Source organism: Wolbachia endosymbiont of Diaphorina citri (genome assembly GCF_013096535.2).
GTDB lineage: Bacteria > Pseudomonadota > Alphaproteobacteria > Rickettsiales > Anaplasmataceae > Wolbachia.
Genome location: NZ_CP051265.2, coordinates 624691 through 645241, shown reverse-complemented (window position 1 = coordinate 645241; position 20551 = coordinate 624691). Strand labels below are relative to the sequence as shown.

21 protein-coding genes, 3 tRNA genes and 1 pseudogene are annotated in these 20551 nt (G+C 33.9%); 11 read left to right on the top strand and 14 right to left on the bottom strand.

Annotated elements, in window-relative coordinates; genetic code table 11:
• Positions 1-106: 106 nt before the first annotated feature.
• Positions 107-525 (bottom strand): annotated as a pseudogene (gene tnpA, locus HGO49_RS02880) (IS200/IS605 family transposase).
• 224 nt (positions 526-749) lie between these two features.
• Between tnpA and HGO49_RS02875 the strand changes: the two are divergent.
• On the top strand, positions 750-938 hold the full coding sequence (locus HGO49_RS02875) for a hypothetical protein (protein WP_017531751.1): 189 nt from the start codon (positions 750-752) through the stop codon (positions 936-938).
• A gap of 81 nt (positions 939-1019) precedes the next feature.
• Here HGO49_RS02875 and pyrE read toward each other — a convergent pair whose 3' ends face one another.
• A complete protein-coding gene (gene pyrE / locus HGO49_RS02870; RefSeq protein ID WP_007301912.1) occupies positions 1020-1610 on the bottom strand; it encodes an orotate phosphoribosyltransferase in 591 nt (196 codons plus the stop codon).
• The gene (locus HGO49_RS02865) at positions 1607-2791 is read right to left on the bottom strand and encodes a dicarboxylate/amino acid:cation symporter (RefSeq protein ID WP_017531752.1); all 1185 of its coding nucleotides are present in this window, start codon (positions 2789-2791) and stop codon (positions 1607-1609) included. Before HGO49_RS02865 ends, pyrE begins: the two co-directional genes overlap by 4 nt.
• Positions 2792-2909: 118 nt before the next feature.
• Here HGO49_RS02865 and HGO49_RS02860 point away from each other — a divergent pair, with 118 nt between their 5' ends.
• Entirely contained in the window at positions 2910-3383 is a 474-nt protein-coding gene (locus HGO49_RS02860) for a glycine zipper family protein (protein WP_017531753.1), read from the top strand.
• An 82-nt stretch (positions 3384-3465) separates the two neighbouring features.
• On the opposite strand, the gene murB is transcribed toward HGO49_RS02860, so the two are convergent.
• Together murB and hemC are read right to left on the bottom strand one after the other, a co-directional pair.
• Positions 3466-4350, bottom strand: coding sequence for a UDP-N-acetylmuramate dehydrogenase (murB, locus tag HGO49_RS02855; RefSeq protein ID WP_017531754.1), 885 nt, complete (start codon positions 4348-4350; stop codon positions 3466-3468).
• Complete coding sequence (gene hemC, locus HGO49_RS02850) at positions 4341-5219, bottom strand: hydroxymethylbilane synthase (RefSeq protein ID WP_007301916.1); 879 nt, start codon at positions 5217-5219, stop codon at positions 4341-4343. The genes murB and hemC overlap by 10 nt, the downstream gene beginning before the upstream one ends.
• A gap of 119 nt (positions 5220-5338) precedes the next feature.
• On the opposite strand from hemC, the gene HGO49_RS02845 reads away from it, so the two are divergent.
• The 3 genes from HGO49_RS02845 to HGO49_RS02835 all read left to right on the top strand — a co-directional run bounded on the left by HGO49_RS02845 (position 5339) and on the right by HGO49_RS02835 (position 7942).
• Positions 5339-5713, top strand: a complete 375-nt coding sequence (locus HGO49_RS02845) for a hypothetical protein (RefSeq protein ID WP_007301917.1) — start codon at positions 5339-5341, stop codon at positions 5711-5713.
• A 72-nt stretch (positions 5714-5785) separates the two neighbouring features.
• On the top strand, positions 5786-7291 hold the full coding sequence (gene secD, locus HGO49_RS02840) for a protein translocase subunit SecD (RefSeq protein ID WP_017531755.1): 1506 nt from the start codon (positions 5786-5788) through the stop codon (positions 7289-7291).
• A gap of 408 nt (positions 7292-7699) precedes the next feature.
• Positions 7700-7942, top strand: coding sequence for a hypothetical protein (locus HGO49_RS02835; protein WP_157072266.1), 243 nt, complete (start codon positions 7700-7702; stop codon positions 7940-7942).
• A gap of 590 nt (positions 7943-8532) precedes the next feature.
• Here the strand turns inward: HGO49_RS02835 and HGO49_RS02830 are convergent.
• The 5 genes from HGO49_RS02830 to HGO49_RS02810 form a co-directional block, all read right to left on the bottom strand.
• The gene (locus HGO49_RS02830; protein ID WP_017532197.1) at positions 8533-8811 is read right to left on the bottom strand and encodes a DnaB-like helicase C-terminal domain-containing protein; all 279 of its coding nucleotides are present in this window, start codon (positions 8809-8811) and stop codon (positions 8533-8535) included.
• A gap of 472 nt (positions 8812-9283) precedes the next feature.
• Positions 9284-9481, bottom strand: a complete 198-nt coding sequence (locus HGO49_RS02825) for a hypothetical protein (protein WP_017532196.1) — start codon at positions 9479-9481, stop codon at positions 9284-9286.
• 386 nt (positions 9482-9867) lie between these two features.
• Positions 9868-9954, bottom strand: a tRNA-Ser gene (locus tag HGO49_RS02820).
• A 31-nt stretch (positions 9955-9985) separates the two neighbouring features.
• The gene (locus tag HGO49_RS02815) at positions 9986-10774 is read right to left on the bottom strand and encodes a DUF2163 domain-containing protein (protein ID WP_017532195.1); all 789 of its coding nucleotides are present in this window, start codon (positions 10772-10774) and stop codon (positions 9986-9988) included.
• 297 nt (positions 10775-11071) lie between these two features.
• The gene (locus HGO49_RS02810) at positions 11072-13060 is read right to left on the bottom strand and encodes a WD0745 family porin (RefSeq protein WP_017532194.1); all 1989 of its coding nucleotides are present in this window, start codon (positions 13058-13060) and stop codon (positions 11072-11074) included.
• Between the two features lie 331 nt (positions 13061-13391).
• Between HGO49_RS02810 and HGO49_RS02805 the strand changes: the two genes are divergently transcribed.
• Positions 13392-14696: a lipase family protein gene (locus tag HGO49_RS02805; protein ID WP_017532193.1), complete on the top strand. Its 1305-nt coding sequence runs from the start codon at positions 13392-13394 to the stop codon at positions 14694-14696.
• A 43-nt stretch (positions 14697-14739) separates the two neighbouring features.
• Here HGO49_RS02805 and HGO49_RS02800 read toward each other — a convergent pair whose 3' ends face one another.
• Complete coding sequence (locus HGO49_RS02800; RefSeq protein ID WP_017532192.1) at positions 14740-15567, bottom strand: 3'-5' exonuclease; 828 nt, start codon at positions 15565-15567, stop codon at positions 14740-14742.
• Positions 15560-16444, bottom strand: a complete 885-nt coding sequence (gene era, locus HGO49_RS02795; RefSeq protein WP_017532191.1) for a GTPase Era — start codon at positions 16442-16444, stop codon at positions 15560-15562. The genes HGO49_RS02800 and era overlap by 8 nt, the downstream gene beginning before the upstream one ends.
• Before the next feature lie 24 nt (positions 16445-16468).
• Between era and HGO49_RS02790 the strand changes: the two genes are divergently transcribed.
• Complete coding sequence (locus HGO49_RS02790; protein WP_017532190.1) at positions 16469-16798, top strand: hypothetical protein; 330 nt, start codon at positions 16469-16471, stop codon at positions 16796-16798.
• A 275-nt stretch (positions 16799-17073) separates the two neighbouring features.
• Here the strand turns inward: HGO49_RS02790 and HGO49_RS02785 are convergent.
• A tRNA-Gly gene (locus tag HGO49_RS02785) sits at positions 17074-17146 on the bottom strand.
• Positions 17147-17297: 151 nt separating this feature from the next.
• Here HGO49_RS02785 and HGO49_RS02780 point away from each other — a divergent pair.
• From HGO49_RS02780 to HGO49_RS02765, 4 genes are all read left to right on the top strand, one after another.
• Positions 17298-17933, top strand: coding sequence for a ribonuclease D (locus tag HGO49_RS02780; protein WP_017532189.1), 636 nt, complete (start codon positions 17298-17300; stop codon positions 17931-17933).
• A 67-nt stretch (positions 17934-18000) separates the two neighbouring features.
• Positions 18001-18327 (top strand): thioredoxin, encoded by a 327-nt coding sequence (gene trxA, locus HGO49_RS02775; RefSeq protein ID WP_017532188.1) that lies wholly within the window; start codon positions 18001-18003, stop codon positions 18325-18327.
• A 39-nt stretch (positions 18328-18366) separates the two neighbouring features.
• Positions 18367-18443: transfer RNA gene (locus HGO49_RS02770), tRNA-Ile, on the top strand.
• A 540-nt stretch (positions 18444-18983) separates the two neighbouring features.
• Positions 18984-19244, top strand: coding sequence for a hypothetical protein (locus HGO49_RS02765; RefSeq protein WP_017532187.1), 261 nt, complete (start codon positions 18984-18986; stop codon positions 19242-19244).
• Positions 19245-19259: 15 nt separating this feature from the next.
• Here the strand turns inward: HGO49_RS02765 and HGO49_RS02760 are convergent, their stop codons facing one another.
• Positions 19260-20381: an alpha/beta hydrolase family protein gene (locus tag HGO49_RS02760; RefSeq protein WP_017532186.1), complete on the bottom strand. Its 1122-nt coding sequence runs from the start codon at positions 20379-20381 to the stop codon at positions 19260-19262.
• Positions 20382-20551: the final 170 nt, after the last annotated feature.

The window sequence follows — 20551 nt, the reverse complement described above, 5'->3', positions numbered from 1 at the left end:
GCTGAAAAAGCAGTGAAAAAAGTAGGACCAGAAGTTGCAGATTTGCTAAAGCCAGAATTCAACCACTATGGATTAAAATCCAAAGATTGAGAGAGAGCATAGAATGCTAACTTTCGACTTGAAAGTCACCAAATTTATCTTCTTTTTTAGAGTGATTTTCAATATAATTTTTTATCATTTCGTCAGTTACATTTCCGCTAGTCCTGACAAACTAGCCTACTGCCCACAACCCAATATCTCTTTTTTAGCTCTGGAAAGTTTTGCTGGATTTTTCTGGAACTTTTTCCTTTTATTAACTGCACTAACTTACTAATACTTAAGTATGGGGGTACAGAAACGTATACGTGTACATGACTTGACGCAACTCTACCTCTGATAATTTCTACTTGATTATTTGCACATACTTCTTGTACAACTTCTTTAGCTTTCTGTCCAATATCTCCAACTAGTACTGGATATCGATATTTTGTTATCCACACTATGTGATATATATACAGAGTGACTGCTTTTTCTATAATATTCCACATTCTTTCAGATTTTTCACCTTAAAATTATATTCTTAAAAGGATGGACTTCAAGTCCAGGGTTTTTCTCCCAAATTTGGGACAATAAAAACTCAGGTAGAAGAAGCAGTAAAAAAATACACTGAAGAAAAAATTGAAAGTCTTATCAAACCTGAAATCACAAGCAAAATAGGTGATTTCCTCACTGAACAAAGTGAAAAATCAAGCAAATTTCTAGAATATGAAATGAATAAGTTAATCGAAAATGCACATAGGGATTTGGATACAAGAATAGACAAGATTGAATGCGAACTTATAGAAGCAAAATCTGAGGTTTTAAAGACTGCTGCAAATAGTTTGAATGAGAGTGCAGACTTATTGTTTTCTGCTGCACGAGATGAAACATGTGAAAACCAAGATTTAGTGTATTTTTAATCATGAAAGGGGTTTTATGGGCAAAATTTCAAAAACCCATAAAACCCTTAGCTAAACCAAGAGAAAATATACTATATAGAATTACTTTGTTAAATATTCTCTACTTCCAGGTTTCATTATAGGTAATTGTTTTAATTCACTTGGCAGTTCTTTCTCGCTATAGTTTTGAATGTTTAGTTCAATCAAAGATATAACAGAAAAAGGTAGTTTTGTCTCACTACTTCTCTTTATCAAAGAAGCTTCAGCAACAACTTTACCTCCCTTCTCTTCTCCACATTTTACTGCTTCAAGTGAAGATTTACCTGTGGTAATCACATCTTCAATTAGTAAGATTTTCTCACCTTGTTTAATCTCAAATCCACGGCGTAATTCAAATTTACCATTAACACGTTCGCAAAATATTGTTCGGATTCCAAGCTGTCTACCAATCTCATAACCCACGATTATTCCACCAATCGCAGGAGATAGTATTAAATCTATGGGTTCAATAAGCTCTTTTCTTATTTTATTCGCCAATAGCTCACAAACGTTCATTGCTCTGCTTGGATTTTCAAAAATTTTAGCGCATTGTATGTAAGTGTTGCTGTGCAGCCCTGACGAGAGTACAAAATGTCCGTGCAAAATCGCACCAACCTCTTCAAATTCTTTTATTATTGTATTATCTAATATCATTCTTGAGTTTGAAATTCTTTATTAATTATCTGCGTTATACAGATATCAGACCACACATTTATTGCAGTTTCAAACATATCAATGATTGTATAAATAGGCAAAATCAATCCCATAATGTACAAAGGAACATTCATTGATACCAAATAACTAGTTGCCATAAAATAGCACCCCATCGGCACTCCAGCGTTACCAATTGCAGCTCCTGTAGCTAAAAAAATCCATATGAACATCTCACTTAAGGAAAATGTGTGCCCATTCATCTCTGCAACAAACATCACTGTAATCAAAATAAATGCAGCACACGCATTCATATTGATAGTTGTACATATTGGTAGAATAAAAGATGACAATTTCTTTGGCACTTTTAGCTGATTTTGCACACAGTCTATGGTTGTAGGCAGCGTTGCACTAGATGATTTAGAAAAAAACGCAAGTGTAAGTGCTGGCATAACACCTTTCATCGTTTGAATTGGTGATATACCTTTATACCACATGAGTAGTGGCAAAATCACAAATGCTTGCACGAAATTTGCAGACATTATGCAAGCAAAATACCAAAAAAGACTATGGAATTCGCTGCCACCTTTTAACTCGTATAAAAAACATGTGATAAAAGACCATACAGCAAGAGGAATAAACTTTAACAACCCTTGAGCAATTTTAAGAAGTGTATCAAACAGTGCAGAGAATATTTGGTGTAATATATCCTGTTTTTCTTTTGAGAGCGAAATAATAGCTCCACCCATCAAAAAAGCAATCAATATGCTGCCAATAACGTTATTTTCAAGAAAAACTTGCACAAAATTTGATGGAATGAGTGATTTTAAGTATGAGAAGTAATTGTGGTTGCTGTCACTCACACTTTCTATTGTGTTACTTATGAAATTTTTTCTTACTGGGTCTATGAATAAATAGAAAGATAACGCAACAAATGCAGCTACAATTGTTGTAAACAGCGTGTAAAACAGCGTCTTCTTAAGTAATACTTTAATTTCAATTGAGTCTTTAAGCCCTGAAATTGTGGACACTATAGATAGAAAAACTAAAGGTAAGCTAATCAATTTCAACAGACTGATGAATATATCGCTAAATAGCTTTGCTATTTCAAATATTACTTCATTGTTTAAATAGTAAGCAATTATCGCAAACAGTATAGAAAAGAGTATTGCAAGTTTGCGCATTGAAAATAAAACCTCAAAATGATATTATACAATAATTTTTGAAATTAGGTTAAGATAACTTTACAGGTTAAGTAAAGATGAGTAACATTTTATTATTAATTAAGTGTTAAGGAGGGGTATGGATAAAAAAACTAAAGAAGAGTTAATCCTTGTTGGAATATTAATGGGAATGAATATTTCAATAGGAGTGCTTGTAGGTCTTGGTCCAAGTTTCGCAATTTTATCACCTTCCATTATAGGTGGAATTGTTGCTGCTGTTTCTACAATATTATCTATCGCATACCTTACATATTGTGATTATAAGGAAGATAAAGTAAATCGAGAATGCATTTTCCCTATATTTTGTATGGGCGTTACTAGCACTGCAATCGGGATTGGTCTTGGTGCAGCTATAGGTGCTATTTTTCCTGGTGTAATGTTAAATACAGGATCAGCAGTTTTGATGGGTGCGACAATAGGAATTATTGCCCCAATTACAGGCCTTATTGTTGGAAATATGATTGTAGAACCTATGATTAAGAAAATAAATCACTACATTATAGAGCCGGTAATTGAAAAAATAAAAGAATGCTTTTCTTCAAAGGAAGCATAAATTATCCTCGCAAAATAGTGTACCTTGGACTTAAATTGAAGTGTACTCAATTGAAATAGGTCATATTAGAGAAGGTTAGAAGTTACCTACCCAAAACCCTTATCTCCCACTCAAGTTCAATGTTAAATTTATCTTTTACTGCATCTTTTACTCTGTTGCCAAGGTTTTCTAAGTCAAGTGCAGTTGCATTATTGTAATTGAGTAGAAAATTACAATGTTTCTTAGAAATTTTAGCTACACCATTATCTAATCCTCGGCAGCCAGATTCATCAATCAGTTTCCATGCCTTGCAGCCTATTGGATTTTTGAATATACAACCAGCAGTTTTTCCTCTTACTGGTTGACTTTTATTTTTTTTATCAATAACTTCTTTCAATCTTTGCAATATAAGCTCATACTCTGAACTTACTCCTTTAAATTCAGCTTCAATAAAAATCCACCTGCCTTTTAGACTATGTCCACGATAAAAATATCCCATTTCTTCGCTGGAGAATTCATATAAATTTCCATCTTCTAGATTCACTGCCCTTATAAATTTTACAACACTCGCAATATCACTACCATATGCACCTGCATTCATTTCTATTCCACCGCCAACTGTTCCTGGAATTCCAGCAAGAAACTCAAGCCCACTAATTTGCTGTTCCCCTGCAAAGTAGGCAAGGTTACTAAGCAGTGCAGCACCACCTGCAACTATGGAGCTATTATCTTTACATTTAATATACGCAAATTCCTTACCTAATTTCACCGTTATTCCTCGAATGCCACTATCTTGCACTATTATGTTGGATGTTGCACCGATAACGCTAATTGGTAACTCCGCATCTTTTATCAAGCACATTAGATCTTCAATGTCACGTGGCTTAAATAGTACATCAGCTTGGCCACCAACATTTAACCAAGTCATTTTAGACATTGAAACATTATAACGGTAGATTCCACATACTTTAGGTAAGCTTATAAGCATTTTGATTTTAACTCTAATCCTGCATCCATACCCATTTTTTCTGCATCTTCTACAAACGAAGTGCGTTCAGTAAAGTATATAACTCTCTCGCCCGCTAACATACAATAAAGATGTAGCATGTTTTCACTCACATATTCTGCTAAAGCTGCAAGCGGTGTAAAGCATGAACCATTTACTGTCTTCATGAAACTGCGCTCTGATTTTGCCCTTATAAAAGACATATTATTATTAATTTTCTCTAAAAGATCGATAACTTTTATATCATTCTTTCGGCATTGAATGCAAATTGTCCCCTGCCCTACTGCGCTTAACATGACTTTTGGTGGCAATACCTCTGTAATTAAGTGATATTTTTTTAATCTTATCAGCCCTGCTTCAGCTAAAATCATTCCATCAAAATTCTGATTTTGCAGTCTAGTTGTCACATTTCCACGCAGTGGCACTACATTTAAGTCTGGCCTGAGATTTAACAGCTGAACTTTTCTTCTTATTGAAGAAGTTGCAATTGTAGCCTGCTGTGGCAAAGTTTTTAGGCTCTTATATTTATGAGAAATAAATACATCACATGGACTTAGCCTCTCTAAAACACAAGGAATTGTTAAGTCCTTCGAGAAAAACGCAGGTACATCTTTTAGCGAATGAACCGCCATATCTATATTATTTTTGAGTAATTCAGCCTCAATCTCCCTGAGGAACAGTCCTTTACCTCCTATTTCAGCAAGGGTTACATTAGCATATTTATCACCAGAAGTTTTGATTTTAATGATCTCAACGGATAGATTAGGAAAAGACTCTAATAATCTTTGTTTTGCTTCCAAAGCTTGGATGAGCGCAAGGTCGCTTCCTCTCGTACCTATTTTAACTAGCATATATCCTTCATATTATATGTCTATATTCTATGCCCATTTTTTATTATCTCCAATTTAGTTATTGAACATTTTACAATTAGCCCTTAGTATCACGAACATTTAGTAATCTAGGAGTATGTATGTTTGATATTTTAAAAGATTCTAATGGCAGATTTAATAAAAAGAATATTTTACCTCTTGTATGTACTACTGTCGCTATTATTCTAACAGCATTAAGTGCAGTAGTAGCAATTCCCAGATTTTCCTCTCATCCTTCTCTATCTAGTCCTCTCGGTTGGAAAGATCCAAGTTATAGTGAATTTCTTGCTATTCACATACCAGCTACCATAGTTACTTTCTCAATACTTGGTTTATGCATTTACCTTCCGATTGATAGCATTAGAAAAAATAAACAAATAGAGAATCTTAAAGCTACCTCTGAACCTCATTCATGGATTTATAATGATATTTTAGAAAAACAAACGCAGACCATCAATTATAGATCAGGGCTTTAGGCGGTCCTAATCTTTTAGGTGCTTGTGATTAGCAACTATTCGGTCTACAATGCACTAATATAGTTTAAATTTATGCCAAACAAGATAATAGTTAAATCTCTTTCAGTGTTACTAATTTTTTTGCTGTCCTTATATATAATACTGCCAAATTTTATTGATAATAAGTTCTTTACCTCAAAAAAGAGAATAAATTTAGGGCTTGACCTGAAAGGTGGATCATCTATACTCCTGAATGTAGACTTAGATTTTTACTTCAAAGAGAAACTAAGCATGCTAACCGATGAAATAAAAGAAGGTCTGTTAACACAAAATAGCATAAAAAACGATAAACAAGTAGTTGTAACTTTAAGTAATATGGATGATTACAAAAAAGTTTCGATGTTAATTCATAAAATAAACCCAAACTTAGAGCTGAATAGAAAAGATACTTCAATTTTTATTTCATATAAACCGCATTATAAGAATTCATTAATCAATGAAGTAGTTTCAGAGTCAATAATTAATGTTCAAAGACGCCTAGATAAGCTTGGTACAAAGGAAGTAAGTGTACAAAAACAAGGGCAAAATAAGATATTAGTCCAAGTTCCTGGAGTAGAAGACACTCAGCAGATAAAATCTCTGCTTGGCAAAACAGCCAAGCTGGCTTTCCATTTGGCAAACACTAACATAACCAAGTTGCAAGATATGGACCATGAAACTACGGTTATGCTCAAGGATTCTTTGGGTAATTCCTATCCGATATTCCGCAAAACTGAAATAGGCGGTGATTCATTAGTTAACGCATCAGTTAGATTTGGCAATTTAGGTAAACCAACAGTACATTTCAAATTCGACAGCATAGCAAGCAAAAAATTTGCAAAAATTACTAAAGAAAATGTAGGAAAGCCTTTTGCAATTGTTTTAGATAACACAGTCTTAACTGTACCAACAATACGTGAACCTATTCTAAATGGAGAGGGAGAAATTAGCGGTAATTTCACTGAAAAACAAGCGAGTGAACTTGCAATACTTTTAAAATCAGGTGCACTACCCGCACCACTTAAAATAATTGAAGAAAAAAACATTGGTCCAAGTCTTGGAGAAGAGTCAATAAAAGCAGGAGAAATTGCAGCAATAATCTCTATCATAGCCGTTGGTTTATCTATAATCATTACTTACGGCAAATTAGGCTTGTTAGCGTCTGTTGCACTCATTTTTAATGTAATCTCTATACTACTCATTCTTACCTTACTTGAAGCAACTCTTACTCTCCCTGGAATTGCTGGAATTGCACTAACTGTTGGCATGTCGGTGGATGCAAATGTTTTGATATTTGAACGCATCCGCGAAGAAATAAGAGCAGGAAAAAGAACAGCTCGTGCCATTGAAGAAGGATTTAAAAACGCAATAAAAACAATTCTTGATTCAAACCTCACTACACTAATTGCTTCAGGAATAATGTTCATTATTGGTAGCGGAGCAATTAGAGGATTTTCTATCACTTTATCGATAGGAGTTTTATGCTCGATGTTTTCTGCAATTATAGTCACAAAACTTCTGATAGAATTGTTCATGAACCCAAAAAAGCTAGTACTTTAGTATCTGTTCAGCAGAGTAACAAAATAAGATAGACGATAAAAGACAACTAAATGGTTGTCATGCAAGTAGCTATCAGTCTTTTCTTCGTCAAAACATTGTAACGTGTTTACCAACTTAGTTGGATCCCAGTTTCACCCTAGTGACCAAACACTGGAATGGCTTTGTTGCATCACTACCTATGAAAGGCTAACTATACAAACAACGTATTGAAAATCTTATTTTTTGCAATCAATCTGATCAAATTTAAGAATAGTAATTTATTGTTTGTATTAGTAAATTTAATTCTACTTAAAATAGCTAAAGCATTGAAATTCCTGAATTTTATCTAGGTGCTGTGAGAAAATAAAGTAAAGAAAAAGTAGGAGAAATAAGAAAAAAGAGACCGTGAATAATATAGAGAAACTCCCAATGGAATATTACATAGAAAAAAGAAAATGGGAACAAACTTTTGAATTCTTAAAGGGAGTCAAAGGAATACACAGCAAAAATGAGAAGAAGTTGAGAATATTTATGGAAGCGGTTTGCGGAGTGGCTGTCAGTGGCGTCTTTTGCCAGAAATTTACAGCAATTAGAGGAGTATACATAGGAGGTTTAAAAAGTGGTGTGAAAAGGAAGTTTTGGCAAAATATATGCAACAAAATCCAGATTTAGAAGTTGCGGTAATCGATGGAACGATAGTTCGAGCTCATGCTTGCTCTGCCTGATACAAAAAGGATTCCAAAGCTGTTAGGAAGGAATAAAGCTACTAAAATTCATGCACTTGTTGATGCATTGAGAAATCCTTTAAATTTATCTGGCCAGAGGAATACAAGCTGAAGCATTAATGAAAAATATCTATAACTCCACTATAGTGGCTGATACAAGGATATATGCTTTTGTTTGAGAGCAAAGGATGTGAAGTTGTGATTTCACTGAAAAGGAATCGAAAAGTGCAGAGATTTTATGATAAGAATATTTATAAAGAACGGGAATGTTTTTTCAGTAAAATCAAAAATTCTAGGCGTATTTTTTCCAGGTTTGATAAGACTGCTGAAGTTTTTATTGGTTTTCTCAATTTTGTTGATATGGCTTGCATAAATTTTTGTTCACAGAGCCTACAAAATTGATGCAATCTTTCTCCTCAGCACATTTATAATTCATATTGCCTGAGTTATCGATGAGAATGTTTAAAAATGTTATTCCCTCGATATAAGAAGTCCATATTTTGGCTCTTGAGAATGTTATTTATTGTCTTGTTGACTTCAATGCTGATTATTCAATTGATTTGCTGACATCTTGAGTGAGAAGAAACAGATATGTTTATGGTCGTTTAGCAGCTTTGCGGCCTGCAGAGCTATGTATAGTGCTATTGAGGTTTTACTAATTGAAGTGCGTGCTGCAAGCACGGAGAGCTCTCCTTCTTTGAAGCCACCTGTTATTCTATCAAGCTCTTTTGTCATTTCTTCGATGTCACTCGTATTGCTGAGTAGTTTATTGATATAGTTTTTGTAGTCTTTGAGATAATCAAATATTAGTTTCATCGACCCTGAGTCCTCCTTCCTCTTCACCTTAAACCGGAGGCTCCTCAAACTCAAGATCTTGTTTCGTCGCCTCTCCCAATGAGTTATATATATAACTCATAGTGGGGTGTACCAAAAAAATGAGTTATTTTTGAGCTGAGCAAAGCCACCTAAGGTGGATAGCAAGGAGGGCTGTATAATATAATATTTATAATTTACTTACTTAACGAAACAGAGTTTATTGAAAAACATAGTTCTTAAGTACCTTCAAAGCTTTCTCGTAAATGGTATCCCTATGTCCTATTGTAACACTTCATGTTTTGTGGTGTCTGCACAGTACATGATACAATAATCGCCAACTCTTAGTCTTCTGAACCCTTTAAAGCTATGATATAAAGGCTCACCAAGATTCACTGGATTGACTGTAAGCCGCTCATTTATTGCATCTACAGCTCTTGACCGTACTTTTTTTGGAAGACTTGGAAGATCTTTTTCAAGAACACTGTCTAGGAAGATAATAGTGTATTCCAATCCACGTCCTCACTTTTAGTTTTTTTTCATTTTCAATATCATATTGATCAGCAACCACAGATAATAAAAAATCTTCCATTTCACTATCTATTGCTTCTTTTAGTAGTTTTTCTGCTAATGCTTGAGCAGGTTGCTTAAGTAAGTTCAGATAATTCAGCAAGATGCTGTAAAGTTTCTTTACTGAAAGCTAAATTAGCGTTTGCCATAAGTTTTACCACTGTATAATTATACAATATTTTCATGAAATTTTCAATAAAGAATTGTATTGACATATTATGGTAGGTTAAGTATATAGCAGTTTGCTGATGCTCGTGAGAAATGACACATACTAAGTATAGTATTGCAAGATATTGTTAGGAATAGGGAAGGTATGCTGGCTACTGGATTGTATTTCTATTACTCTTCGTCATCAAAAATCAAGAAGGCTCTGCAACTTGATAACTCTATTCTTTTATTGACGTAGATGACTCTGAAAAATTGCGAAGCTGAAGTGCTAATGCTATATCCCTTAAAGAACAAAACCTATGTTACACTAGAAATAATGTGCGGAAAAGGGGGGATTCGAACCCCCGACATATTTTCATATGTGCACGCTTTCCAAGCGTGTGCTTTAGACCGCTCAGCCACCTTTCCATACTTATTCATAATATTAAAAATTATGCTGCTAAACAACTGGTATATATGGTTCGCCACGGAAATTCACAGTATTGTTAAACTTGTTTTTGCACGTTAAAAACGCTTTATCACAACCTGCAAGTATCGAATATTTATCTCCGGTAGAAATTTGATATGGAGGAGAAGCAAATAATGTAACTACTTTATTTTTGTATTCTTTAACTACAACTTCAAATGTTGCTGAACTAAACACTCCGTGCTTATAATATCCATCGCTTTCGATTAAATTAGTGTCTTCAAATCTTCTTTCATCTATCACTTTAGTAATTGTGCTCATTCTACTAAACTTTTTAGCATCAGCTTTACATCTATCATCGCAAAATTGTGCCCTGCATACAGGAGAATATAGCTCTGTTATGCTTCTCTCAAGCTTTGTCGCAAGACCTCTAATTTCAGCGATAAACCTCCCACTATTTAATGTTACTTTACCAAAAGTTCCTGCATGCAAATTCATAATTCCCTGACTCAAATCTTTATAATTCACAAGAAATATTTCAATATTTGCAAAGTCATAACTTTCTGATAAAACATCTTTTTCTTTAATATCAGCACTATTTAATATTCCTTCAATTTCTAGATTATCAGTTCTCAAATCGCTATTTAATATTATACTGCTGGCTATAAAACTGCTTGAAGATTTATAGAGTATATTATTGAGATTTAAATCTTCATCATAGTCAGTAAATCCCATTACTTCTCCACCTACAGTTGTTAATTTCCAGCAAGTAGCGATGGTAAGTAATTCTCCAGCTAAATGACTTTTTAATTTGGTTTGCATAGTTGCCTCCTGCTTGATTGAATTTGAAAGTAGCAATAGAATAAAGCTATTTATCTAAGTAGCTAATAAGGTGCGGGTGTCATTAAAGTAGCTGACACTGATTCTTTATGATGGTCATACCAGCACTCGATGCATAACTGTACGAACATTGTAGGCAATTTGCGTAGTAAGTGGTGTCATCCAAGTAGCTGACACTGGGATGACATTACTTGTTATGTGAATTAAAATAAATGTTTATAGATACTAAACAGAGAAAACACACACCACATTCAAGCTGTGGTGTGTATTATTAAATAACTAGAAAGAAAACTTCACACCAGTGAGGAGAAGAACTCCTTTGTTAGAAGGTATCTTATCGTTATTTTTATCTTCCAGTGCACCTTTTTCATCAGTTGTAAAGTAGTGAAGAGCTGCATAAGGAACAAATTTGCTTTTATTGCAAGAAGATAGATCATACTGAACACCAAGTGCAACGTCATGAAGCATATCTTTATCGCTCATTCTGCTACCAAAGTATGTCAAGCTTGTGTAGATATTATCATATTGATAACCAGCACCTGCAGTCCAATACATAGTGTCTTTACCGCTCCCATCAAACTGAGCTTTCAGCCCTATTACTCTTTTATCAGTATCAGGAAGAGATTTATATTCATCAGGGTTAGTACCAGTACCTTTTATCAGCGTTTTAATACTCTTAGGTTGCCCTGACTTGCCCAAGTATGCAAAAGAGGCAGCAAATTTTACACTTTGATCTTCATCAATCTTATAATCAGCGCTTGCACCTAAATTAACACCCATCAAATTATTGTACTCTATGAATTCCTTATAAAGATGCTTATCTTTACTTGGCTCTTTTGCCAAGCCAAACTCACCAACTACGGAAGTTTTAACTTTTATATTATGTTTACTAAAGTCATATTCATATGATGCACCAGCGCTTACTATGTGCTCATAGTCTGGCCCAACATGTCTTATATCAGTCTCATCTTTCACAATAGATAAACTATTATCATAGCGAGGTGAGTAGCTAAGACCAAATCTTGCACCCATATAATTTGGTGAGTAGTAAGCAGCTCTAAACGGCAATGTGGTCATAACCTCTTTGTTATACTTTCCTGCCATACGGAAGGAGAGTTTTTCGCTCTCACTCGAGAAGCTTTCAGTGTAAAGACGTGGTGTTACGTAAAATGGGAAGTTTGCAGCACTTCCTTCTAAGTTTACTTTTCTGAACCAGTCGCTATCTGCAGCTCCATCAACAGTTGCAATTCTTGTTGCATCAAGTCTCATCAGAGACTCAGGACCAAACTGATAGCCAAGTTTCAGATCACCATATTGTGAATTTAAGAATACATGCGCACTTCTACCTCTTGCAGCATTCACGCCTTGTGAAGCTCCTTTACCTTCAGTAACTGGAACATGAAATTGTACATCGGCACCATAACGAAGACCAATATCCTCATTTTTATTTTCAGCTCTTAAGTGCAATATTGCATCTGAAATCATGCCCATGTTTTCACTGTAATCACCAATATTCCCTATCCCTTTAGGAAATATTGGATTTGCTCCTTTTATACTATCTTCAGTATTGTTAAAATAATCTGTAGACTTACCTGGCATAACATTATAATGCTTATAGCCACTTAGTCCATAGTTACCATAACCTTGAGAATCAACAACACCACCGAAAGTTATTCTTAAACCATCCCCTTGATTGGTATTGATAATATCAACCCCACCAACTGAAACAACAGGATTTGCCTTCTCTATATCCTTACTGACAACTTTTATATTCTCTTTAACCTTGATTTTCTTAGCTTTAGCGCTTTTGGTTTTTGCTTTTTCTACATTAGAATTTTTAACTTTCAGGGCTTTCGCTTTTGAATCTTCTATAAGTTTTGCCTTTTTTTCATTTGCTAGCCTAATTTCTTCTTTTTTCTTTTGTTCAGCTGCTAATTTTAGTTCTTCTTTCTTCTTCTTTTGCTCAGCTGCTAATTTTAACTCCTCTTTTTTCTTCTGCTCAGCTGCTAATCTTAGTTCTTCTTTTTTCTTAAGCTCCTCGGCTTTTTTTCTTGGATCAGCATTACATATCCTGTCCATTTTTTCTTTTAGTTTCTTATTTGACGTCTTCATCACTTCCATCTTTCCAGAAGTTTTGATTGACTCGTTACTCTCTTGCTTTTTTATTTCCTTCATACTCTCGTCAGAAAAGTCAGCAGCAAAGCCACTGAAAGAACATAAAGTCAATAGAGAAGCTAGAGCAGTTCTAGTATAAATAGATTTTTTCATGAAGTGCCCCTAAAAAATTTTAAAATCATAACATAAATAGTATAAAGGTGTTGAAAATCCAACTTAAAGCAACCTTATAGCGAAAATAAAAGTAAAATGCAATACTTTAAAAGCAACTTTCTTAATACGCTCAACGTGTATATTAACCAAAATTTAGTACAGAGGTTTGCTTGTTAGTGTATTATAACTCTATACTTATTCTATGGAAGTAAAATTTACTCAAAGTAAAAGCATAAAAAGATTAAATTATTAATATAAATTATTGACAATAATATTAATTTGTATTATAGTTGGTAGATTATTGTTTTATTTTTGACAGATTGGGATACTTATGGATTTTAGTTTTTTACGCAATTGGTTTAGCACTACAGGTGCTGCTACAGGCTCAGAGCCAGGTAATACTGAACAGCCAGACTCTATCTCAGTAGATGATGGCAAATACGAGATGAAAGAATATGACGATGAATTTGAGATCATTGAAGATTATGAATTTATAAATCGTGCTGATCCAAATGAGCCATGTTCTTTACCTTCTGACTATAAAATAGATGAAAGTATTGTAAAAATTGCAGGATTTGATAGAGAGAAATTATTAGAAATGGGTAATTTCTGTAATATAAGCTATGGCGAGGATGATGATAAATTAAGTAAAAAAAGATGTAATAACCTAGCTCAAGGAGTATACAAAACTGAATTTGAAACTGCAGAAGATTTTGAAATTATTCCATCTACTGAAAAAATGTATAAAACTAGAGCTGAACTTATCAGCGAAGGTTATGAAATCATTCCATTTAGTAATAGTTTTGAGGAAGATGCTGGTCATGTTTTCATAAAAGGCAAAGAAATAACGGTAGCTTACCACGGTACTCGTGGCTTCAATGATGGAATCACTGATGCAAATGTACTTTTTACTACTTCAGAATTTTTACCAGAAGGTGGAAGAATTCATCGTGGTTTTTATAATTCATTTACGGATTCATGGTCTAATCTTTATGGCATTTTGAAATCTTATGCTGAAAAACAAGAATCAGAAATCAAAGATTTTAAAATCAATCTCACAGGTCACAGTATGGGAGGAGCTATTGCTAAGATAGCTGCTTTATGCCTCAATAAAACAGAAGGAGCTGAAGATGTTCATGTTGCAACTTTTGGTGATCCACGAGTTTTTGATCTTACTGCTAGTGAATTTTATAATGATGTTCTTCAAGAAAAAACCATTAGAGTAACTCAACATAGACAAGACCCAGTACCAGCGGTATCACCTGGTATTTGTGGTTATGCTCATGTAGGTGCACAATTGAGAATATCAGTACCTGAAGGATATTTTGTTCATCAAATGGATGGTTATCATGAAGCCATTAAAATAATGGATGAGAATGACTTCCAATCAAACAATAACGTTTCTCTCTTTTATTACCCTTCGAGAATATTAAGTCGAATTAACTGTGCAGTTTTAGGTAATGCTCAATATTATGCTGCTAATTTAGGTGATTATATTTTTGGTGGACAAAATTTTTTCGAGAAAGTAAAAAAGGAATACCAAGATAAAAACTTAGAAAATTTGTCTAAGCTTGAACAAACAGAAGTTAAGCAGATGGCATATCAGAATGCCTTTTCTACTACAAGGAGTTTATAAATATTATTATGGGGCAATTATTAGATTGCTCCATAATATCTATTCATTTAAATTCAATATAAAAATTTCCACCGCAAGTTATCTCCCACTCTTCTTTAAACTTTTTTAGATGTTCTTTTTTTTCGCATTCCAAAAGCAGTTCTTCTATGCTCTTATTATAGCTTTCTGTAGTAATTCTTCCTTGATGATGCATGAACTTCAAGTAAATCAAATAGGTGTTAATCACATCTGTTTCGCAATAATCGCGAATCTCTTGTATTTTTCCACTATCGTATAAATCCATAACTTGTGATCCATCAACTCCAATCTTACCGGGAAGATTAAATGCTGCGCAAACTTCGTTCATCTTCATTCTTGCAGAAGCTCCAAAATCAGAGAGAGATTCAAGCAAATCACAATGCCAATCACTACTGTACCTCTGATTGTAACTATTCCACTTATCGCCAGCTTTGTGAAAATATTCTGCTTGAATGCCATGAACCATAGCACGGTACTTCAGTACCGGTATATCAAAAGTGCGTCCATTGAACGAAACTAGTCTTGGCTTTTTCTCTGATATGTAGTTAAAAAATCCCTTTACTAGCTCTTTTTCATTGGAGTTTAATGTGCCTCCAGATCTTATTTCTTGTAGTGTGAACATTTCATAACCGCTCTGGCGTGTTATATTACAAAGTAAAAAACTAATGACTACAACAAGGTGGAAGGGCTGACGCAGAAAAGAGTTTTGCCCGTTTGTTATTTCAAGATGATATTTTGTTAATGCGTTCCTCTTTTCTTCTACACTGCTATCATCACTAATATTTAGTAAATTCTTGCAGGAATTTACATCTGGTATAGTTTCAATATCAAATACCAACAAAGAATTAAGCATTACTTATATATTCCTCAGGGCGATCAGTCCAAGGTCGCACTTTTACGAACAAAAAGAGATGAACTTTACACTCAAATAACTTTTCCAATTCTGTACGCGCCTCGATATTAATTTTTTTTATGCTACTGCCGTCTTTTCCTAGCACTATTTTCTTATGATTATCTTTCAATACAAATATGATCTGTTTTATGACTAAACTCTTATCTTTTTTTTCCTCAAATTGTTCAGTTATAACAGCTGTAGAGTATGGCAATTCTTCACGTAGGTTCAAGAATAACTTCTCTCTTGTAATTTCTGCTGATAAAAAATCAGCTGAGGAATCGGTTACTTGATCTTTTTCATAGAACCAAGGGCTTATCGGTGCAATTTCAGATAAGTAATTCATCAAATTAGAAAGTCCATCATTCTTCAGTGCCGATATCGTAAAAATTTTTTCAAACTTATAAAGCAAATTTAGGTGCTCATGTGCCATCTTGAGCTCTGATTTCTTTACTAAATCAGTTTTATTGATAACCAAAATGCATCTGCCTTTTGTGCGCTCCAATCGTGCAAATATCGTTTTTATTCTTTCTATATTTTTTAGGTAATTGTTTACATCAACAAGCAACAAAGTAATGTCACTATCCTTAACTGCTCCCCATGCAGATTTGACTAAAGCTTTTTCAAGATTTGTTTCTGCTGAAAACACTCCTGGAGAGTCAGTAAAAACAATTTGCGCATTGTTGCATATAGCAACACCCCTTACCTGCGTCCTTGTTGTCTGCACTTTAGGGGTGACAATTGCAATTTTCTTGCCTACGATGCTGTTAATTAGCGTTGACTTTCCAGCATTTGGCAAACCAGCTATCGTTACAAATAAGCATTTTTCTTCTTTCACAAAGGAAATTATAAAGAAAACTAAATGTTAACGTCAATTGATTATTTTGCAGGTAGATTACACTCTTCCTCTTTTGAAGAAAAACGCTCAACTATAGGTGATATAATATACTCATTCACTTTTTTAGCTATTGGTTCAATAATACAAAATGTTACAAATAACCCTGCAATTACTGCTATGGGCGCTATTATTGCACCTGCTAAAGCTGCCGATCCCATTCCAAGCATTGCACCAGGGAAAACAGCAGTTGCAGCTGCAGCAAGACCAACTCCAATTGCAGCACTTGCAGGTGTAATAATACTCCCAAAAACAAAGTTATCTTTATCATCTTTTTCAATAGAATCTTTTTTGTAAATTGGTATAGTATATGTCCCGCAAGCAGAGCTGTAATCAATGCTGGAGCTATAGAACCAACAATCCCACCCATCACCAATGGTGATAAAGCTGTAAAACTGAGTCCCAAACCTGTAAGTGCTCCTATTGTTGCAACTGTACCTAAGGAAATTAACATATCTTTAGTATCATCTTTCATATAACCCCCATAATTAATTTTCTAAAAAGCTTTTAACTACTTTTAGTATAGCTAGATTAGTTGAACCGGGGAAGCAATTTTTTTACGTTAAAAGAAGAGCGGGAGAAGGGGTTCGAACCCTCGACCTCAACCTTGGCAAGGTTGCGCTCTACCAACTGAGCCACTCCCGCAATGAAAATTTACTTATTCTTATTATAGATGCATATCATAATTTGTAAACCCTACATACATGAAAATCATGAGAGCCAATTTTCTATGATCTTTTCGTATACTTAAAACTCATTTTTGATTATTGTATGTGTCATAAAACATATTAAATTTATGAGAATATTTATATATAAAGACGACCTGCCAGCCAGTGCAATACCGAATGATATAAAATCTATAGCTGTTGATACAGAGGCAATGGGGCTGCTGCATAGCAGAGATAGATTATGCCTTGTACAGCTTTCTTTTGATGATGGCAACGCTCATTTGATTCAATTCAAAAACGATTATACAGCTCCAAATTTGAGAAAAATATTAGAGGATAAAAATATAACCAAAATATTTCACTTTGCGCGGTTTGATGTAAGTATAATACATTATTATTTAAAAACCTGGGCACTGCCTTGCTATTGCACGAAAATAGCCTCACGTTTAGTTCGCACTTATACAGATAGTCATAGCTTAAAAGAGTTGTGCTTAGAACTACTTGATATAAAACTAAACAAGCAACAGCAATCTTCTGATTGGGGAAATGAAAATTTAACAGACAAGCAAAAAAGTTATGCTGCATCTGATGTTTTATATCTCCATAGAATAAAGGAAAAGCTAGATTTAATGCTGGAACGTGAAAATAGAAAAGAATTAGCCGAAAAGTGCTTTGAATTTCTTTCCACTCGTATTGAGCTAGACTTAATGGGTTGGGGAAATGTAGATATTTTTAACCATCAGGTTTTATGCAAAACACTTTGAGTTTGCAAGAATTTAGTTGATTAGCTACTAATTGGTACGCTATATTTTATAAAAATTTAGGTATTTTATGAGTGATGATATTAAAGCGGTAAATGATCAAAATTTCGAATCTGAAGTTGCTAACCACAAAGGATTTGTGCTGGTAGATTTTTGGGCAGAATGGTGTGGACCATGCAAAACTCTGATGCCACGTATCGAGCAGTTAGCCAAGGATAGAAAAGGCAAGATCAAGATCTGCAAATTTGACATAGATGAACAAACTGAAGTGCCAAGTAAGTATGGAGTTCAATCTATACCTACTTTAATCATATTTCAAGATGGTAAGGAAATTGCACGCAAAATTGGCGCAATAAGTGATTTGCAAAGTTGGGTTGATAGTGAAATAAGCGAGTAGACAAATTTCCTTTTGTGTGTATTATAAGTGTTAATAAAAGGGATTGTAGCTCAGTCGGTTAGAGCAGTTCGCTCATAACGAATTGGTCGTAGGTTCGAGTCCTACCAATCCCACCACTATTAATAAAATGTATCTGTTCAGCAAAATAGCAAGATAAGGTAGACAGGTAAGAAAACTAAATGGGTGTCATTCCAGCGTGTGATCAGATTTTCTTATTGGATCTCAGCTGTCTGATTATGAAACAAATCTATTGTCAAAAAAATTACTTCCGCATATTTTCAATCTAATTATAATTGCGGTTAGAGATATTTTTAGAGCTCAAATTTGTCTGCAGACTTTCAATTAACTTTTCAATAAAAAACGTAGCGTATCTTTTTCAGTGTATGTAGGTGCACACACATACTTAATTTCTGTCGTATGTGCGCTACCAAATCTTTTTATACAGGAGGATTTTATGTCCAGAATTCCAGATACTTGACCTTTACTTTAGCTAATAAAAATCAATGGGCGCCTATGGTTTTTATAAAGAAAGTGTAGGAAATAACCAAAAACTATTTCCAGACATAAATTTGCTATGCATACCTAAAAAGTAATGATATTAGCATAATGTTCATATTTGCATGCTAATATGAACATTATTTAAATTGAAGAATATTATGGAACAACAAGCATCACACAAAGAGAAAGGGATTAATTTTAGACAGAATCAATGTAAGCAGAAATGCTATAGCAACAAAGAAAAAAGGACAGACCCTGACTGCCTAAACAAATGCCTTGATAAGTACAGTTCTGAAGTTTTTAAACCTTACTCACAAATTAGTGAGAAATTAGAAGCTAGTGAAAACAATTTCTATGATGAAAGTAAAAGCACAAAATTACCACTTATGGCAGATATTTTAGATGTAGTGCCTTTTTAATCACAAAAGGAGCACTTATTTCAATATTTGCGGGGATATTAGCTTTTTAGATATACTCTGACTTATTGAATAATTCTTTAAATTGGTAAAATACTGTTTCTTTTCCTCTATTTCTTTTTCACTATTCTTTTCAAATATCACTTCTGTTTTTATCTCTTGATTGAGCGAGCCCTTCTTTTCAAAATAATCATCTGTGAATTCTAAAAAGAGTGAAATTAGCTCAGGAAGAGTGTATTTGTGTTCACTTGATGAGCACAATTCTGTAATTGGAGAAAAGTGAATATCATCTGCCTTAATAGGTAGTAACGATAGAAACTTATTCCAGCATTTTCTCATTACTCCAACTTCAGGTTCAAGATTTTTTATTTTAGCTAAATTAGTATGCTTCATGAAAAACTCTTTGTATTGCTCAAAACCTTCAAAAGTTTCTTTTTTTTGATAGTTTTTTTTCCTATGACTTTTTTCTATATCAGAAATTTTAGTACCTATATTTGCCTGCTTACTAATAAAGCCATCGTTCTCTAGATTAAAACAAATTGTGTATGGAGTAATATCGTTTACTATTGTATGTGGCTTAAAGTGCCAACCAAAGCATTTGAGTATGAATTTTATTATAGGAGGAAATAGCCATTTAGGTTTTGATATGTGTAGTAATTTCACTACAAGTTTTTTGAATGAGCTAAAGGATTTATTGATAATGCATCTTAAATGAATATTGTCATCTTTTTTAAACTTTTTATAAACCTCCGCAGCTATTGGTCCTCCAGCACAGCTTCCATACAGTACTATATTGTCTGGGTGAATGCCTTGCTTTAGAAGATCTGAAATGACTGCAATTCCTGCATTTACTCGATTTCGACCGTTTAAAGAATGACCTTTGCTTTTTCCAGAACCAGGAAAATTAATAAGGTGAACATCCATACCTGCTTCAGCTGCCCAATTCCATTCACTTTTGTCTTCATCTGGCTCTTTTTCAAAAGTATATGTAAGCCCTGGAAAGTAAACTATATGCTTTTTCTTTCTGCTATCTGCACTGCTCTTCGAGTTTGACATCACTATCTTTTGAATTCGCATTCCATTTTGAACTTCTACGAACTCTTCCCTAATTTTTATTGTATTTTCTTCTGTTACTTTCATTTTGCGTTTTTCACTATATTGATTTAATAATACATGAAATTTTAGAAAAAATCAATTTTTACTAAAAAATTAACCAATAACGCATCTATCTTTGTATTTATTGGAATTAAAGTAGTAGTGAGAAATGCCTCTTGACATTTGATAAACCTAAACGTAGCCTAAAACAATTT

Excerpts from the sequence above, each read along its gene's own strand:
- HGO49_RS02875 (WP_017531751.1), top strand. The coding sequence starts at position 750 with ATGAATAAGTTAATCGAAAATGCACATAGGGATTTGGATACAAGAATA.
- pyrE (WP_007301912.1), bottom strand. The coding sequence starts at position 1,610 with ATGATATTAGATAATACAATAATAAAAGAATTTGAAGAGGTTGGTGCG.
- HGO49_RS02865 (WP_017531752.1), bottom strand. The coding sequence starts at position 2,791 with ATGCGCAAACTTGCAATACTCTTTTCTATACTGTTTGCGATAATTGCT.
- HGO49_RS02860 (WP_017531753.1), top strand. The coding sequence starts at position 2,910 with ATGGATAAAAAAACTAAAGAAGAGTTAATCCTTGTTGGAATATTAATG.
- murB (WP_017531754.1), bottom strand. The coding sequence starts at position 4,350 with ATGCTTATAAGCTTACCTAAAGTATGTGGAATCTACCGTTATAATGTT.
- hemC (WP_007301916.1), bottom strand. The coding sequence starts at position 5,219 with ATGCTAGTTAAAATAGGTACGAGAGGAAGCGACCTTGCGCTCATCCAA.
- HGO49_RS02845 (WP_007301917.1), top strand. The coding sequence starts at position 5,339 with ATGTTTGATATTTTAAAAGATTCTAATGGCAGATTTAATAAAAAGAAT.
- secD (WP_017531755.1), top strand. The coding sequence starts at position 5,786 with ATGCCAAACAAGATAATAGTTAAATCTCTTTCAGTGTTACTAATTTTT.
- HGO49_RS02835 (WP_157072266.1), top strand. The coding sequence starts at position 7,700 with ATGGAATATTACATAGAAAAAAGAAAATGGGAACAAACTTTTGAATTC.
- HGO49_RS02830 (WP_017532197.1), bottom strand. The coding sequence starts at position 8,811 with ATGAAACTAATATTTGATTATCTCAAAGACTACAAAAACTATATCAAT.
- HGO49_RS02815 (WP_017532195.1), bottom strand. The coding sequence starts at position 10,774 with ATGCAAACCAAATTAAAAAGTCATTTAGCTGGAGAATTACTTACCATC.
- HGO49_RS02810 (WP_017532194.1), bottom strand. The coding sequence starts at position 13,060 with ATGAAAAAATCTATTTATACTAGAACTGCTCTAGCTTCTCTATTGACT.
- HGO49_RS02805 (WP_017532193.1), top strand. The coding sequence starts at position 13,392 with ATGGATTTTAGTTTTTTACGCAATTGGTTTAGCACTACAGGTGCTGCT.
- HGO49_RS02800 (WP_017532192.1), bottom strand. The coding sequence starts at position 15,567 with ATGCTTAATTCTTTGTTGGTATTTGATATTGAAACTATACCAGATGTA.
- HGO49_RS02790 (WP_017532190.1), top strand. The coding sequence starts at position 16,469 with ATGTTAACGTCAATTGATTATTTTGCAGGTAGATTACACTCTTCCTCT.
- HGO49_RS02780 (WP_017532189.1), top strand. The coding sequence starts at position 17,298 with ATGAGAATATTTATATATAAAGACGACCTGCCAGCCAGTGCAATACCG.
- trxA (WP_017532188.1), top strand. The coding sequence starts at position 18,001 with ATGAGTGATGATATTAAAGCGGTAAATGATCAAAATTTCGAATCTGAA.
- HGO49_RS02765 (WP_017532187.1), top strand. The coding sequence starts at position 18,984 with ATGGAACAACAAGCATCACACAAAGAGAAAGGGATTAATTTTAGACAG.
- HGO49_RS02760 (WP_017532186.1), bottom strand. The coding sequence starts at position 20,381 with ATGAAAGTAACAGAAGAAAATACAATAAAAATTAGGGAAGAGTTCGTA.